Origin of the sequence: Roseomonas sp. AR75, assembly GCF_005222815.1 — a bacterium.
Taxonomy (GTDB): Bacteria; Pseudomonadota; Alphaproteobacteria; order Acetobacterales; family Acetobacteraceae; genus Falsiroseomonas.
Genome location: NZ_STGB01000006.1, coordinates 203932 through 219899 on the forward strand (window position 1 = coordinate 203932; position 15968 = coordinate 219899).

The following is a 15968-nucleotide window of genomic DNA, read 5'->3' on the forward strand; positions in this document are numbered from 1 at the left end:
TCCGAATGAGCCTTGCGCACGCGCCGGACGCGGCTGGTTCGCCCGCCGCGGAGTCGCCCGAAGTGCTGCCCGACCTGGTCGCCGCGCTGCTGCCCGGTGGCCGGCCCATCCCGCGCGACGGCGCGCTGGGCCAGCTTCGCCGGCAGCTCGGCCGCATCCAGGGCAAGGTGCAGCGCGCCTTCGAGGCGCATGAGCTCTCCGGCCTGGCCGCGGCCCGCTGGCTGGCGGCGCTGACGGACGGGCTGGTCTCGGCCATCCATGCCTATACCGTCGCCATGGTGCCCTCCGGCCCCGAGGGCGGAACCAGGGCGGAGCCGGCCTTCGCCCTGATCGCCACCGGCGGCTATGGCCGCGGCGTGCTGGCGCCCTATTCGGATATCGACCTGCTGTTCCTGTCGGACCGGCCGCTCGGGCCGCAGGGGCGTCGGGCGGTGGAGTTCATGCTGTATCTGCTGTGGGACCTCGGCCTGAAGGTGGGCCATGCCACCCGCACCGTGTCCGAGTGCATCGAGGACGCCCGCGGCGACACCACGATCCAGACCGCGCTGATCGACGCCCGTTTCCTGGCCGGCGACGCCGCGGTGCATGCGCATTTCGACGCGGCCTTCGCCGCCTTCCGCAAGCAGTCGGGCCTGGCGGCCTTCCTCGCCGCCAAGCGCGCGGAGCGCGGCGCCCGCCATGCGCGCTATGGCGAGAGCCCCTTCCTCGTGGAGCCGCATGTCAAGGAAGGGCGCGGCGGGCTGCGCGACCTGCAGACGCTCTACTGGCTGGCGCGCCACGCCTTCGGCGTGCAGCGCATGCCGGAGCTGGTGGGCAAGGACAGCCCCGGCGGCGGGCTGCTGACGCCGCAGGAAGCGCGCGCCATCCGCCGCGCCTGGAATTTCCTTTGGACGGTGCGCTTCCACCTGCACTACGTGACGGGCCGCGCCGAGGAACGCCTCACCTTCGACCTGCAGCCCGTGGTCGGCGCGCGCATGGGCTACACGCGCCATGGCGTGCAGGACGGCGTCGAGCGCTTCATGAAGCACCTGTTCCTGACCGCGCGGGACGTGGTGCGGCTGACGCGCCTGCTGGAACCGGCGCTGGAACGCGCGGCCCTCGGCCCGCCCGCGGTGCTGCCCGCGGGGGACGCGGCGCTGACCCAGGCGGGAATGTCGCTGGCGGACGGCAAGGTGCTGTTCTCGCCCGACCGCAACGTCGCCGAGGACCCGGCCATCATGCTGCGGCTGGTGCGGGCCGCGCGCGACCGCGGGCTGGAGGTGCATCCACTGGCGCATCGCGCGCTGGTGCGCAATGCGCGCTACGCCGTCCGGCTGCGCGACGACGCGGCGGCCAACGCCATCTTCCTGGACATCCTCTCCGGCCGCGATGCGGCGCGCTGGCTGCGCATGCTGAACGAGGTCGGCTTCCTCAGCCGCTTCATCCCGGACTGGGCGCGCATCGTCGGGCTGATGCAGTTCGACACCTACCACGTCTTCACCGTGGAGGAGCACACGATCGAGGCGATCGGCGTGCTCGGCCAGCTCGAGCGTGGCGAGCTGCATGAGATCGCGCCGGTCGCATCGGAGCTGATCGGCCAGATCCAGTCGCGCCGTGCGCTGTATGTCGCGGTGCTGCTGCACGACATCGCCAAGGGCCGCGGCGGCGACCATTCCGAACTCGGCGCGGAGATCGCGCTGGATCTCTGCCCGCGCTTCGGCCTGACGCCGGAGGAGACGGAGACCGTTTCCTGGCTGGTGCTGAACCACCTGCTGGTCAGCCAGACCGCCTTCAAGCGCGACATCGACGACCCCAAGACCATCCTCGACATCGCCGAGACCGTGCAATCGCCGGAGCGGCTGCGGCTGCTGCTGGTGCTGACCGTCGCCGACATGCGCGCCGTCGGGCCGAAGGTGTGGAACGGCTGGAAGGCGACGCTGCTGCGCGAACTGTATTGGCGCGTGGCGGAGGTGCTGGCCGGCGGGCTTTCCGTGCCGGAACGCGACACCCGCGTGGCGCGGGCGCGGCAGGCTGCGGCGGCGCTGCTGGAAGGCATGCCGGAAGCCGATCTCGATCGCTTCCTCGGCCTCGGCTATCCCGGCTACTGGCTCTCCTTCGACCCCGAGACCCATGCGCGCCACGCCCGCATGATCCACGATGCCGAGAGCGACGGCGCGCCCCTGACCGTGCGCACCCGCGTGATCGAGGCGCGCGCGGTGACGGAAGTCACGGTCTATTGCGCGGACCATCCCGGCCTGTTCAGCCGCATCGCCGGCGCGCTGGCGGTGGCGGGTGCGAGCATCGTGGATGCGCGCATCCACACCATGACCAACGGCATGGCGCTCGACACCTTCTGGGTGCAGGACGCGGCCGGCGGCGCCTTCGATGCGCCGCATCGGCTGGCGCGGCTGGCGGTGCTGATCGAGCAGTCGCTCTCCGGGCGCCTGCGCCTGGAGGCCGAGATCGGCAAGCTGCGGCGCGAGCCCGCGCGGCTGCGCGCGGTGCAGATCCCACCGCGGGTGGTGATCGACAACCATGCCTCGAATTCGCACACGGTGATCGAGGTGAACGGCCGCGACCGGCCGGGCCTTCTGCACGACGTGACAGCGGCGATCAGCGAGAACGGGCTGCAGATCGGCAGCGCGCACATCACCACCTATGGCGTGCGCGCCGTGGACGTCTTCTATGTGAAGGACGTTTTCGGCCTGAAGGTGGAGAATGAGCGCAAGCTGAAGACGCTGCGCGACGCGCTGGTCGCCGCGCTCGGGGGCGCCGAGGCTGCGCCGGCGGAGGACGCCGTCAGGGCGGTGTGACCGCCCGCACCCGCATGGCGACCGCGAAGGCGGCCAGCGCGATGGCCGACGCCGCGAACAGCACGGTGCCCGCGGCGATGGCCGGGTTGCTGCCGATCCCCGCCAGCGCCGCGCAGAGCGCGCCGATCGCCATCTGGGCGAAGCCGTATAGGCCGGAGGCCGAGCCCGCCGCGCGCGGATTCACGCTGAGTGCCTCGCCCAGCGCCGCCGGGGAGGCCATGCCGGCGCCGAAGGTGAAGAGCATCATCGGCGCGACGACCAACGGAACGCTGAGCGCGCCGGCGAGTGCCGCACCCAGGAAAACCGCCGCGCCCGCCCCGCCGATCAGCGTGCCGCCGAACAGCAGCCGGCGCACCGGCACGCGCTGCACCAGGCGGCTGGCGGCCAGGCTGCCGAGCCAGGCGCCGAAGATGTTCAGCGCGAGATAGAGCCCGACCTCGCCGGGCGGGCGTCCGAGCTCGACGCCGAGGATGAAGGGCGCCGCGGCGATATAGGCGTACATCGCCGTCGTCGCGCAGCCGCCGCCGATCGCGAAGCCGAGGAAGCGCGGCGAGGCCGCGAGCCGGCGATAGCTGCGCAGCACCGCGGCGACTGATTGCCCTGTGCCGCGATGCGTCTCCGGCAGCAGCCGCCAGGCGAGCAGCAGGTTGAGCAGCCCGAGCAGGCTCAGCGCGACGAAGATCGAGCGCCATCCCGTCAGCGCGGCCAGCGCTGCGCCGATCAGCGGCGCCAGGCCGGGGCCGAGGATGACCATGAGGTTCATCAGCGCCAGGCGCTGCGCGGCCAGTGCCGTGGTCGTCCCGTCGCGAAGCATGGCGCGTGCGATCACCAGCCCGGCGCAGCCGCCGAGCGCCTGCACCAGCCGCGCCGCGGTGAGGGACTGCACGCCCGGCGCGGCGGTCGCCCAGAGACCGGCGGCGGTGAACAGTGCAAGGCCGGCCATCAGCACCGGGCGGCGGCCGAAGCGGTCGGAGACGGGGCCATAGACGAGCTGTCCGAGCGCCAGGCCGAGCACGTAGAAGCTGACGGTGAGCTGCATCGCGGCGGGCGTGGCGCCGAGCGCGGCGCCTGCTTCCGGCAGGGCGGGCACGAAGACATGCATCGCCATCGTGCCGCTGAGCGTGATCAGCGCGAGCAGCCAGAGCGGCGGCCGCGGATCGGGCGGCGCGCCGGGCTGGCCCGGCCTGTCCTGCTGCATGGGCCGAGCGTAGGCGATCCGGCGGGCGATGATAAGCGACGCGCCGGCGCGCGTGCTGCATGACGCTTCCTGACCAATTCGCACCGTGGCGGATGCGGAATGGCCTTGCCGCGTGAAGGCGCGCTGCGCAGGGTATCGCGATGCGATTGGCCGTTCTGATCGATGCCGAGAATGTGCCGCCATCCGCGCTCGACCAGGTGATGAGCGCGGTGTCGAAGCGCGGCACGGCAGAGACGAGGCGCGCCTACGGGCGTTGGCCGGAGGGCAAGATCGCCGCGTGGAAGGATGTGCTGCGCCGCCACGCCTTCTGCCGCGTTTCGCTGGACCCCTGCCTGCCGGGCAAGAATGCCGCCGACATCGCGCTGACGATCGGTGCGATGGAATTGCTGCACGAGGGGAAGCACGAGGGCTTCTGCATCGTCTCCAGCGACAGCGACTTCGCGCCGTTGGCGCGGCGCCTGCGTGAATCGTCGCGCAAGGTGTTCGGCTTCGGGGAGAGCAAAGCCTCGCCGGCTTGGCGAGAGGAGTGCAGCGCCTTCGTCGAGATCGGCGTCGTGCCTGAAGCGCCGGAGCGCATCGCGCTTCGCAAGCAAATCCTCGCGACTGTAAAGGCCGCCGGCGGCGTCGACGACTACATCCGTCTCAGCGCCGTCGGGCAGAAGCTGAGCGCTCAAGGCAAGCCGGTGCGCGGGCTGCTCAAGGTTATCGAAAGCGACCTTTTTAGCGGATCAGGCCTGCTCCAACTCAAGCGGCAGGGTATGCCGCCGGATGTCTTTGTCAGGCTGCTGTCAGCGGCGGCCGAATAGCCCTCCTACCACCGATACCCATACGGCCGCCCCCAATAGCCGTAGCCGCGCCAGGCGCCATACGGATAGCGCGGTCCCCAGTAGTAGGGCGCAGGCACCGGAACCGGCGCGACATAGGGATACGCGTAAGGATACGGATAGACCGGCGCGGCATAGGGCACCGCCACCGGCACCGGCGGCCCCTGCACGCTGTTGCCCGCTGCCGTCATGCATTGCGCGTAGGCCACGTCGTAATTCGCCTGCAGCCCCGCCGAGGACACCGCCGCCGTGTTGGCGCCCGCGATCGAGCCCGCCGCCAGCCCCGCGCCCGCCCCGATCGCCGCACCCGCGCCGGCCTGGCCGGTGGCCGAGCCGACCAGCGCGCCCGCGGCGGCGCCCACCGCCGTGCCGATTGCGGCGCTGCCGACCGCGGCATTCGTCGCCGCCTGCGCCGGTCCGCCATAGCCCGTTCGGGCCGCCGCGTAGTTGCGGCAGTTCAGGTCCTGCGCCTGGAATCGCTGCAGGTCGCCGCCTTGCGGCGGCATGGCCAGCACGGTCGGCCCCGAGGGCGGCACCACGGCACAACCGCCGAGGAGAAGGATCGGGAGAAAACGGACAGCGAATGGCTTCTGCATGGATCGAACAGATGAGGCTAAGTGAAGCTTTCGCAGCAGGCAACGCAACGTCAACAACCATACCGCGCGCCGACGCAAATGAGCAGCGTGGCATGCCAGCGTGAACGGAATCTTCGAAATTATCGGATACTCTGGAATATTGATGGCGTTGAGGACCGCAACTGCATATTGACTTGCTCTTCACCAGCAGCCTGCCCAGCGCCGCCGATGGCTCGTCCCGTAGGCGCAACCATAGCCGAGCCAGCACCGTTGTGGCTCGGCCTGCCATCTGTTGCCGTTACAGGCGGAAGACCAGGGTTTGCTGGCCGCACCGTATCGAGCAGGCAGGCTGGGTAGGGGTCACAGGGTCGAGCGCCGCTCGCCTGAGCCTTTGCCATGCCCATCGGCGCAACGACGCAGACAAGAACAACAAGAACGAACGGCACGGAGGAGAGTAAATACATGTCAATTTTCCTCAGTTTGGTCCACGCGGTTCGGGAACGATCATTGATACACCTCGGAAGGCGAAAGCGACTGGCCTTTCGAATTCGCGATCGGCAGAAAAATTGTTTCGTGACAAATGACTTCCGCCAACACCCCCCTGCGGTGAGCCTTCATTATTGTTGCGTCCGACTGATAATGAGGCGGAACTGTCACTGCGGCGTGCCCGACGCATTTCTATACGTTCGGTCGAAAAGACATAACTTACCATCAAGAGGCCTACTTCCACACTCTCGTCGATCATCTCCGGGCCGTGGACCATCTGTATTACGCGGGCCAACCTGTCCTTTCGACACTGATTGCTTTGCTCCGCGCACCACTTTGCGAGCTCTATGCTCGCTGACCAAGCATCGATTCCATAGCCGACAGCATGCGGGATGCTGATCTCCTCGAGGAATTCCGAATTGGAAGACCCATGAAGTTGGGCCGTATAAGCGCCAGCCGAAGCAAATGCAGTCCCGTCGATCTGACGTGTAATGTGAGGAAATCCGACTATAGAAACTGCAATTCTCCGATCTCCTTGTTCAACCGAGTATTGAAGGCGTCGGTTTATCCCTTGTGGTTCGCCCCGATTCTGCACAGATGTGTCACTGCCAGCCGGTTCGATCGACCGCTGCCGCGGGAAAACGGGCCGTCTGTGGATCGCATCGAGCAGAAGCTCATCAAGATTAACGTGCCCGATCCTGACGCCATGCCTGACGAGAGGCTCAGGCCTTTGATCTTGTTTTCGAATTGGAAATGCCCAAAGATCACCGACGTGCACATCCTCGCTGGGTGGATAAACGGGTCGCAATCCAATCGATTGCATGTTCTGAGCCCATATTTCCGGCGCAGTAGGGTCGGTGAACTGCTGACCGGCTGCAGTGCTCCGCACAGGCGCAAAGGCCTCGGTCGCAACCATCGCAGCGACTACGACTGCACACGATAGAGCAACGATCCGACCTTGATGCAGCACGATCGCTCTCGTAACGCCTGAACTGCGCGGAGGCTACGCTTCAGCCACCCAAATTAGCAATCAAGAATTTCCGCCTATCCCAGCAGCCGCCCGATCACCCGCGCCGTGTAGTCCACCACCGGCACGATCCTGCCGTAGTTGATTCGCGTCGGCCCCACCACGCCGATCGCGCCGACGATCCGCTGGTCCTGGGCGCTGCGGAACGGCGCGACCACCATCGACAGGCCGGCGCTGTCGAACAGGCCGCTCTCCGCGCCGATGAAGATCTGCACGCCCTCGCCGCGCTGCGCGAGGTCCAGCAGGCGCAGCATCGTCTCCTGCGTCTCCAGCCGGTCGAACAGGGACTGGATCTCCTGCACGCGCTGCACCTGGTCCAGGTTCTGCAACAGCTTCGCCTGGCCCCGCAGGATCAGCGTGCCGCCGACACCGCCCGACCAGGTGGCGAGACCCGCGGCGATCACCTGCTGCGTGAGTTCGTCGAGCGCCGTACGGTTCGCCGCCATCTCCGCCTGCACCGCGCTGCGGGTGTCGTCCAGCGTGCGGCCTGAAAGGCGGGCATTGAGGTAGTTGCCGGCCTGCACCAGCGCCGAGGGCGGCAGGCCGGGCGGCACCTCGATCACGCGGTTCTCCACCTGGCCATCGGCAGTGACCAGCACCACCAGCGCGCGGCCGGGGCCGAGGGCGACGAACTCGATATGCCGAAGCGGCGCCTCGCTTTTCGGCGCAACCACCAGTCCGGCCGCGCCGGCCAGGCCTGACAGCATCTGCCCCGCCTCGGCCAACGTGTCCTGCAGGCTGCGGCCGCCGGCGGCGCAGCGGGCGGCAATGGCGTCCCGCTCCTCCTCCGGCAGGGCTCCGAATTGCAGCAGCCCGTCCACGAAGAGGCGCAGGCCGCGCTCGGTCGGCAGGCGCCCGGCGGAGGTGTGCGGGGCAAACAGCAGGCCGGCATCCTCCAGATCCGCCATAACGTTGCGGATCGTGGCCGGGGAGAGCGCCTGCGGCAGGCGGCGGGAGAGGGTGCGGCTGCCCACCGGCTCCCCGGTCGCGACGTAGAGCTCCACCAACTCGCGCAGGATGGCGGCGCCGCGGTCGTCCAGGCCGGGCGGCAGCGGCGGCACCGCGGCGGCGGAGAGAGACATGGCCGGCGCCCGGACGGGGCGCGGTGGCCGGTGCATCGGACCCATCGTCCACAAGAGTAGGGAAGCGGCGCGTCCGGGGTCAACCGCGCCTGGACGCAGGGTCGGCGCCATCGCAGGGTGCGCCGCGATGCGCCGCCCCGCCCTTCTCGCGCTGCTCGCCAGCCTCGCCGCCGCGCCGGCACTGGCGCAGGACGATCCGTGGACGGCCTGCGGCCGCGCCATCGCGGAGGCCGAGCGCGGCGCCGGCATCCCTTCCGGCCTGCTGCTGGCCATCGCGCGGGTGGAAAGCGGCCGTCCGGCGCCGGGCGGGGGGGGCGCGCCCTGGCCCTTCGCCATCAACGCCGATGGCAGCGGGCGCTTCCCCGCCACGAAGCAGGCCGCCATCGCCGAGGTCGAGGCGCTGCGCGCCCGCGGCATCCGCTCGATGGATGTGGGCTGCATGCAGGTGAACCTGTTCCATCACCCGAACGCGTTCGCGGATCTCGACGCCGCCTTCGATCCGCCGCGGAACGTGGCCTATGCCGTGCGATTCCTGCGCGACCTGCGGACACGAACGGGCAACTGGTCCGATGCCGTGGCGCAATACCATTCGATGGAGCCGGGGCGGGGCCTCGCCTATCACTCGCGCGTGCGCATCGCGCGCGTGGCGGGCGGCACGCTGCTGTCCTCGCCTGCCGTGCTGCGGGGTCTTTGTGCACCGGGGCGGCAGGCGGCGGTGCTGGTCGGACGCAACGGCAAGCCGCGGATCGTCTGCCGGCGCTGAGGCGGCCGGCGCATCCGGGTTGCCCTGTCGCCCGTAGCGCCTGCATGGTTGCCACGATGAACGCCCCCACCGACCTTGCGCCGCTGCTGGCCGCCGTGGCGCGCGGCGATCGTGCGGCGCTGCGTGGCGTGTATGAACGTCAGTCGGTGCGGTTGTTCGGCGTGGCCAACGCCATCCTGCGCGACCGGGACGCCGCGGCCGATGCCCTGCAGGACGCCTTCCTGCGCGTGGCGCGGCGCGCCGGGCAATTCGACCCGGCGCGCGGCAGCGCGGAGGCCTGGCTCGCCGCCATCGTGCGCCACGCCGCGCTCGACATCGCCCGTGCCCGCGGGCGGGAGATCCCGACCGACGATCCCGCGCTGGGCGACCAGCCGGTGGAGGCCGATGCGCTGGACCGCGTCGCTGCCAGCGCCGAAGGCCGCCGCCTGCGCGACTGCCTGGCCGCGCTGGAGGCGAAGAACCGCGAGGGCATCCTGCTGGCCTTCGTGCATGGCCTTTCGCATGCGCAGATCGCTGCGCGGCTGGAGATCCCGCTCGGCACAGCGAAGGCCTGGATCCGGCGCGGCCTGCTGCGGCTGCGGGAGTGCCTGGCATGATCCCGGCCGATCCCGCAGCCCGCGACGCGCTGGCCGCCGAATACGTGCTCGGCACCTTGGAGGCGAGGGAAGCGACCGAGGTGGCGCACGCCTTGGCCACCGACGCCGCTTTGGCCGAAGCGGTGGCGCGGTGGGAGGCGCGGCTGGCGCCGCTCGCCGCGCTGGCGATGCCGGAGGCGCCGCCACCCGATCTCTGGTCGCGCATCGAGGCGAAGCTCGACCCCAGGCCCGCGGCGCCCGCGGCGTGGTGGCGGAAGCTGGCCGATCCCTGGCGGATTGGCGCGCTCGGTGCGACCGCCGTCGCGGCGGGGCTGGCGGCGTTCATCCTGCTGCGCCCCGCGCCCGCGCCGATGCTGATGACGGTGCTGCTGACCGACCAGCAGCAGCCCGCCTGGCTGGTGCAGGCCGAGGGCCGGGAGATCCGCCTGGCCGCGCTGAACACCCGCCCGCCGCCGTCCGATCGCGTGCTGGAACTGTGGGCGCTGCCGCAAGGTGCGACGGCGCCAACCTCGCTCGGCCTGATCCCCTCGGATGGGCGCGTGACGGTGCGGCCGACCACCATCCGGCCCTCGCCGGGCATGCTGATCGAGATCACGCTGGAGCCGCCGGGGGGCTCGCCCATCGGGCGACCGACCGGTCCTATCCAGTTCATCGGCCGCTTGGCGCCGGCCGCGGGGACGTAGCCCTACCGCCGCTTGCGCGGCTTCGGCGCGGCGAGGGCATGCGCTGCGTTCAGCGCGGCGACCAGCACCGCCTCCTCGACCGAAGCCAGGTCGCAGCGCGTCGCGCCCATGCGGCCCCAGCCGCCCGGAACCGGGCTGAAGGCGCCGGGGGCACGCTCGCAGAAATGGTCGCGCAGATCCGGGTCGAACATCAGGTTGATGTCGCCCGCCACGGGATCGAGCGTCGCGAAGGTCTTGCGCGGCGTGCGGAAGGCGGTGCGATGGAAATGCGGCGCTTCCGTCGCCGCCGGCAGGGCGAGAGCAAGGGCGCGGGCGCGATCGGGACTGACGGCCATGCCCGCAGCATGACGCCCCGTGTCGGCACGGCAACCGGCCGACGAAATTATTCGGCTCGCCTGCATCCGCCCATCGCGCCGACCCGTAGCGCCAGCAGCGGGGCCGTTCGGCGCCGCGCCACAAGGCAGGAGATCCGGTATGACGACCACACTCCGTTGCGCGCTGCTGGCGGCCGGGATGATCGCGGCCGCGCAGGCCGCCGAGGCCACCACGCTGATCGGCCTCACCGCCGACAACATGCTGCTGCGCATCGACAGCGAGACGCGCCGCGCCAGCGCGCCCGTTCGCATCACCGGCGCCGATGGCCGGCTGCTCGGCATCGACCAGCGCCCCGCCGACGGCAAGCTGTATGGCGTGACGGAGCGCGGGCAGATCGTCACGCTCGATCCGATGACCGGCGCCGCGACGCAGGTGTCCCGGCTGAACATGCCCTTCGAGAGCGGCGGGCGCGCCGTGGTGGACTTCAACCCCGTCGCCAACCGTCTGCGCCTGATGGGCATGACCGGCGTGAATTTCCGCGTGAACGTGGATAATGGCGAGGTGGCGCGCGACGGCACGCTGAAATACCAGGCCGGCGGCCAGTTCGCCGAGACGACGCCGCGCATCGTTGCCGGAGCCTACACCAACAGCGTCGCGGGGACGACGACGACCGCGCTCTACACCATCGACACGCTGGTCGGGGCCTTCAACCTGCAGGCGCCGCCGAATGACGGCGTGCAGCAGCCCAAGGGCATGTTCGGCACCAGCCTGCCGCCTGGCGTCGCCTTCGACATCCTGGCTGGCGAGGGCGGCGCCAATGCCGGCTTCGTCCTGGCGGCCGGCACGCTGCACAGGATCAACCTGGAGACCGGCGCGCTGACCGAAGCGGGCAGCGTGAGCGGCCTGCCGGGCAGCGAGCTTCTCGACATCGCCGCGATGCGCTGACCCGATCCCCTCCCCAGTGCATCGAGGCGGCCCGCCGTCGTCGCGCCCCAGCGACGACGGCGGGAAGGCTTTTTCAGGTCCGGTAGCTGGGGTCGATCCTGTCGAGCTTGCGCAGCAGCGCGGGCCACTCCATCACGCCATAGGGCCGCCGCGTGCCCGGCTGGTAGTTGTTCCAGGTCTCGTCCACGACCTTCTGCGGCACCTGCACGATCGTCTGCCCCGTCGCCTGCGCGGCAAGCTGCGCCTTGCAGGACAGTTCCAGGCGATGCATCCAGTTGAACGCCTCGCCGATCGTGCGGCCGACCGTCAGCAGGCCGTGGTTGCGCAGGATCAGCGCGGGGAAATCCGCGAGGTCATTGACCAGCTTGTCCTGCATGGCGACGTCGAGCACCACGCCCTCGTAGTCGTGGTAGCCGATCTTCGCGAAGCGCATCGCGGTCTGGTTCATCGGCAGCAGGCCGCATTCCAGGCTGCTGACCGCCATGCCGGGCCAGGTGTGGGTGTGGATGACGCATTTGTATTCCGGCTTGGCCTGGTGGATCGCGCCATGGATCACGAAGCCGGCGCGGTTCACCCCGTAGTTCAGCCCGTCCGGGAATTCCGGCTTCATCAGCACGTTGCCGTGGATGTCGATCTTGGTCAGCGAGGAGGCGGTGATCTCCTCGTACAACATGCCGTAGGAATTGATCAGGAAGGCGCCTTCCTCGCCGGGCACCGCCAGCGAGACATGGTTCGCGCCCATGTCGGCCATGCCGTAGATCTCCAGCAGCCGGTAGCAGGCCGCGAGGTCGATGCGGGCGTTCCATTCCGCCTCGCTCACGCGCTCGCGCAGCGAGGGGATCGTGAAGCGGTCGGCGGCGCTGTCGGGCATGGCGGCTTTCCTCCGTCGTGGCGGGCTGATGGCGTTGCCGCCTTTATCGCGCGGAAGCGGCGGCAGGCAAAGCGGCCGGCCGGCTACTCCGTCCGCAAGGCCTGGATCGGGTCGAGCATGGCCGCGCGGCGGGCGGGCCAGAAGCCGAAGAACAGGCCGGTCAGGCCCGATACGGCCACCGCCAGTCCCACCGCATCCCACTGGATCAGCACCGGCCAGCCGGCCCATTGCGACATGAGCTGCGACACCCCGATGCCCGCCGCCACGCCCGCGGCCCCGCCGAGCAGCGCGAGCGTCACCGCTTCCAGCAGGAACTGCCAGAGGATGTCGCGCCGCCTGGCGCCCACGGCCAGCCGCAACCCGATCTCCCGCGTGCGCTCCGTCACGCTCACCAGCATGATGTTCATCACCCCGATCCCGCCCACCACCAGCGACACGGCGGCGACGGCGGCGAGCAGCGTGGAGAGGGTGCGCGCGGAGGCGTCGCGCGTCGCGGCCACCTCCGCCAGATTGCGGATCTGCACCGTGTCGGGCTCGTTCGCGACCACGCGGTGGCGCTGGCGGAACAGCGCACGGAGCTGTTCCTCCACCACCTTCAGGTCCTCGCCCTCATGCACCTTCACGCTGATCGCGTTGACCGAGCGGAACCAGGCGCGCGACGCGCCCATGATGGACCGCCGCGCGGTCCAGAAGGGGATCAGCACGATGTCGTCCTGGTCCCAGCCGCCCTGGCCCTCGCCCTTGGCCGCGAGCACGCCCGCCACCTCGAAGGGCGTCGTGCGGATGCGCACCTGCTGGCCGACCGGATCGGCCTCGCCGAACAGGTTCTGCGCGACGGTGGCGCCGAGCAGCGCGAGCTTGCGCCCGCCGGCCGCTTCCTCCGGCGTGAAGAAGCGGCCGGCGGCGAGCGTCCATTCATGCGCGACCAGGTATTCCGGGTCGATGCCCTGCACGAAGGTCGGCCAGTTCTGGTTCTGGGCGACAAGCTGCTGCGGGCTGCGGATGAAGCCGGCGGCGACTTCGACCGCGGGCAGTTCGCGCTCGATCGCGCGGGCGTCATCCCAGGTGAGGTTCTGGCGCGCGCCCGCGCCCATGCGCACGCCGCCGAGGTTGATGCTGCCGGGCGTGATGACCAGCAGGTTCGATCCCAGGCTGCGGATCTGCGCCAGCACCTGTTCCCGCGCGCCGGCGCCGACGCCGACGGTCGCGATCACCGCAGCGACGCCGATGAAGATGCCGAGCGCGGTGAGCATCGCGCGCAGCTTGTTGGCGGCGAGCGCGGAGAGCGCGCCCCGCACGGCTTCGGGGAAGTCCATCCCGGGGCGGGTGGGCGGGAGAGGTGGGAGGATGCGCGCGGCGGCCTGCGTCGCGTTGGCCGCGGCCGTGCGGGTGGGGCGCTCGATGGTCACGCTGCCACGCCCTGCGGAAGCATCGCCGCCAGCGCCTCCGCCGCGTCGCGCGGCGCGTGCCGCGTATCCGCCACCAGCCGCCCGTCGCGGAAGCGCAGCATGCGCGCGGCGAAGCCAGCGACCTCGGCATCATGCGTCACCATCAGGATGGCGACGCCGGCCGCGTTCAGCGCCTGGAACAGCGCCATGATCTCCAGCCCCGTCACGGAATCCAGCGCGCCGGTCGGCTCGTCCGCCAGCAGCAGGTCCGGGCCGTTCACCAGCGCGCGCGCGATCGCCACGCGCTGCATCTGCCCGCCGGAGAGCTGGCTCGGCCGGTGGTGCAGCCGCTCGCCCAGCCCGACCATGGAAAGCGCCTCCGCCGCGCGGTCGCGGCGCAGGCGGCGACCCAGGCCGCGATAGATCATCGGCAGCTCGACATTGCCCAGCGCATCCACCCGCGGCAGCAGGTTGAAGGACTGGAACACGAAGCCCAGCCGGCGCGAGCGCAACGCCGCCAGGCGGTCGGCGGAGAGCGCGCCGGTATCCTCGCCCATCAGCCGGTAACGGCCGCGCGTCGGGCGATCCAGGCATCCGATCAGGTTGAGGAAGGTGGACTTGCCCGAGCCGGACGGCCCCATCGCCGCGACGAAGGCGCCGGGCTCCACCGCGACCGAGACCTCCTGCAACGCAGGAACGACGCCCTCCCCGGCGGGGTAGTGGCGCGTCAGGCCCTCCGTCTCGATCAGCGCGCCGCTCACCGGATGCTCCGCGGCGCACCGGCGGAGGCGCTGCGCGTCGCGCGCTCCGTGCCGATGACCACCTGCATGCCGTCCTCGAGGCCGCTGATGATCTCGGTAAGGCTGCCATCGGTGAGGCCGCTGCGGACCGCCATGGCGCGCGGTGCGCCGGTGGCCTCGTCCAACACCCACACGGTGCCGGCGGTGCCCCGCCCGGCGCCGCCGCCGCGCCCGGTGGCGAGCTTGGCGCGCTGGTCGCCGGTCAGCGCGCCGTTGAAGCGCGCGATCAGGCGCCGCCGCGCTGCCTGGGCCTGCACGCGGCGCGCCTCGCCATCCTGCGCCAGCGCCGCCATCCTTTCGCGGAACTCCGCTTCGGCCGCCGCGATCTCGGTGCGCTGCGCGGCGGTCAGGTCCTCCAGCTCGCGCAGCGCCTGCGCGATCATGTCGCGGCTGGCTTCCACCGCGGCGCCGCCTTCCGCGCCGCTGCCCGGCGGCCGCCAGCGCAGCGCGGCATTGGGCACGCGCAGCACATCCTCGCGCTGGTCGGCAATGATGCGCATGTTCGCCGTCATGCCCGGTAGCATCCGCCCGCCGACATTCGGCGCGGCGATCACCACCGTGTAGGTCACCACGTTCTGCACCGTGGTGGGGACCAGGCGGATCTCCTTCACGCGGCCTTCCAGCGGGAAGGCGGGATGTGCGGCGACGGTGAAGGTCACCGTCTGCCCGGCGCGGATGCGGCCGATGTCGCTCTCGTCCACTGTTGCCCAGACCTCCATCTCGTCCAGGCTGGCGGCGATCATGAACAGGATCGGCGATTGCAGGCTGGCCGCGACGGTCTGGCCGATGTCGATGTTGCGCGAGATCACCACGCCGTCGATCGGCGCGCGGATCGTCGCGTTCGCCAGGTCCACCTCCACCTGGCGCAGCTGCGCGGCGCGCTGCGCCTCCGCCGCCTCCGCCGCCGTCACCTGCGCCGCGGCGGTGCGCTGCGCCGCCTCCGCGCCGAGCAGCTCGGCCTGCTGCTGGGCGATGGCGGCGCGGGCGGCGGCGGTCTCCGCGCGCAGCCGCTCCGCCAGGAAGCGGGCGCGGGACAGGTCGCGCTCCGCGTTCACGCCACGGCTGCGCAGTTCCTGTGCGCGGGCGAGTTCGGCATCGGCGTCGCGCATCTGCGCTTCGGCGCTGTCCAGCCGGGCGCGGGCGGAATCGAGCTGGGCGCGGGCGGAGTCGAGATCGGCGGCCGCCTTGTCGCCATTGGCGCGGGCCACCAGCACCGCGGCGCTGGCGGATTGCAGGTCGGCCTCCGCGGCGGCCTGCCGCGCCTCGATGGTGCGGGTGTCGAGCCGCGCGACGGGCTGGCCGGCCGTGACGCGGCTGTTGAAGTCGGCGAAGAGCTCCCGGATCTGGCCGGACAGCTGGCTGCCGACCTGCACGGACAGCACCGGATTCACCGTGCCGGTGGCGGAGACGACCGCAGTGATGGTGCCGCGATCGACCTCCGCCAGGCGCAGGCGTGGGCCATCGGTGGCGGCGCCGCCCGCCCAGCCGGGCAGCCAGCCGCTCGCGGGCGCACCGGCCCACCACCCGGCGGCGCCGAGCAGGGCAAGCACGATCAGGATCAGCGGCAGGCGGCGCATCGCGGCCCCTATTTGCGCCCGGTGTTGTAACCCGCCTATCTCCACG

The 15968-nt window shown here is 70.8% G+C and carries 14 protein-coding genes; 6 read left to right on the forward strand and 8 right to left on the reverse strand.

Translation table 11 applies throughout. From position 1 onward, the window contains the following. The first annotated feature begins 5 nt into the window (after positions 1 to 5). Positions 6 to 2792, forward strand: a complete 2787-nt coding sequence (locus E4T13_RS25540) for a [protein-PII] uridylyltransferase (RefSeq protein WP_137181183.1) — start codon at positions 6 to 8, stop codon at positions 2790 to 2792. On the opposite strand, the gene E4T13_RS25545 is transcribed toward E4T13_RS25540, so the two are convergent. After that, the gene (locus tag E4T13_RS25545; protein ID WP_137181184.1) at positions 2779 to 3990 is read right to left on the reverse strand and encodes a multidrug effflux MFS transporter; all 1212 of its coding nucleotides are present in this window, start codon (positions 3988 to 3990) and stop codon (positions 2779 to 2781) included. The genes E4T13_RS25540 and E4T13_RS25545 overlap by 14 nt on opposite strands. Positions 3991 to 4136: 146 nt before the next feature. On the opposite strand from E4T13_RS25545, the gene E4T13_RS25550 reads away from it, so the two are divergent. Next, entirely contained in the window at positions 4137 to 4796 is a 660-nt protein-coding gene (locus E4T13_RS25550; protein WP_170985248.1) for an NYN domain-containing protein, read from the forward strand. Positions 4797 to 4801: 5 nt separating this feature from the next. Here E4T13_RS25550 and E4T13_RS25555 read toward each other — a convergent pair whose 3' ends face one another. Both E4T13_RS25555 and hrcA read right to left on the reverse strand, forming a co-directional pair. Beyond that, positions 4802 to 5353 (reverse strand): glycine zipper family protein, encoded by a 552-nt coding sequence (locus E4T13_RS25555; protein WP_240791292.1) that lies wholly within the window; start codon positions 5351 to 5353, stop codon positions 4802 to 4804. A gap of 1566 nt (positions 5354 to 6919) precedes the next feature. Beyond that, entirely contained in the window at positions 6920 to 8020 is a 1101-nt protein-coding gene (hrcA, locus tag E4T13_RS25560) for a heat-inducible transcriptional repressor HrcA (RefSeq protein ID WP_137181187.1), read from the reverse strand. 91 nt (positions 8021 to 8111) lie between these two features. On the opposite strand from hrcA, the gene E4T13_RS25565 reads away from it, so the two are divergent. The 3 genes from E4T13_RS25565 to E4T13_RS25575 are packed head-to-tail and all read left to right on the forward strand — an operon-like array spanning position 8112 to position 10026. Next, positions 8112 to 8747 (forward strand): transglycosylase SLT domain-containing protein, encoded by a 636-nt coding sequence (locus E4T13_RS25565; protein WP_170985249.1) that lies wholly within the window; start codon positions 8112 to 8114, stop codon positions 8745 to 8747. 56 nt (positions 8748 to 8803) lie between these two features. Continuing rightward, positions 8804 to 9343: a sigma-70 family RNA polymerase sigma factor gene (locus E4T13_RS25570; protein WP_137181189.1), complete on the forward strand. Its 540-nt coding sequence runs from the start codon at positions 8804 to 8806 to the stop codon at positions 9341 to 9343. Further along, complete coding sequence (locus tag E4T13_RS25575) at positions 9340 to 10026, forward strand: anti-sigma factor domain-containing protein (protein WP_137181190.1); 687 nt, start codon at positions 9340 to 9342, stop codon at positions 10024 to 10026. The genes E4T13_RS25570 and E4T13_RS25575 overlap by 4 nt, the downstream gene beginning before the upstream one ends. A gap of 2 nt (positions 10027 to 10028) precedes the next feature. Here the strand turns inward: E4T13_RS25575 and E4T13_RS25580 are convergent, their stop codons facing one another. After that, complete coding sequence (locus E4T13_RS25580) at positions 10029 to 10361, reverse strand: MmcQ/YjbR family DNA-binding protein (protein ID WP_137181191.1); 333 nt, start codon at positions 10359 to 10361, stop codon at positions 10029 to 10031. 139 nt (positions 10362 to 10500) lie between these two features. On the opposite strand from E4T13_RS25580, the gene E4T13_RS25585 reads away from it, so the two are divergent. Then, a complete protein-coding gene (locus E4T13_RS25585; protein WP_137181192.1) occupies positions 10501 to 11286 on the forward strand; it encodes a DUF4394 domain-containing protein in 786 nt (261 codons plus the stop codon). Between the two features lie 73 nt (positions 11287 to 11359). Here E4T13_RS25585 and E4T13_RS25590 read toward each other — a convergent pair whose 3' ends face one another. The 4 genes from E4T13_RS25590 to E4T13_RS25605 all read right to left on the reverse strand — a co-directional run bounded on the left by E4T13_RS25590 (position 11360) and on the right by E4T13_RS25605 (position 15922). Next, positions 11360 to 12157: a class II aldolase/adducin family protein gene (locus E4T13_RS25590; protein ID WP_137181193.1), complete on the reverse strand. Its 798-nt coding sequence runs from the start codon at positions 12155 to 12157 to the stop codon at positions 11360 to 11362. Positions 12158 to 12240: 83 nt separating this feature from the next. Continuing rightward, on the reverse strand, positions 12241 to 13566 hold the full coding sequence (locus tag E4T13_RS25595) for an ABC transporter permease (RefSeq protein WP_240791293.1): 1326 nt from the start codon (positions 13564 to 13566) through the stop codon (positions 12241 to 12243). Next, positions 13563 to 14306 carry an ABC transporter ATP-binding protein gene (locus tag E4T13_RS25600; RefSeq protein ID WP_170985250.1) on the reverse strand — a complete coding sequence of 248 codons (744 nt, stop codon included), beginning with the start codon at positions 14304 to 14306 and terminating at the stop codon, positions 13563 to 13565. The genes E4T13_RS25595 and E4T13_RS25600 overlap by 4 nt, the downstream gene beginning before the upstream one ends. Further along, complete coding sequence (locus tag E4T13_RS25605; RefSeq protein ID WP_137181195.1) at positions 14303 to 15922, reverse strand: efflux RND transporter periplasmic adaptor subunit; 1620 nt, start codon at positions 15920 to 15922, stop codon at positions 14303 to 14305. The genes E4T13_RS25600 and E4T13_RS25605 overlap by 4 nt, the downstream gene beginning before the upstream one ends. Positions 15923 to 15968 lie beyond the last annotated feature (46 nt).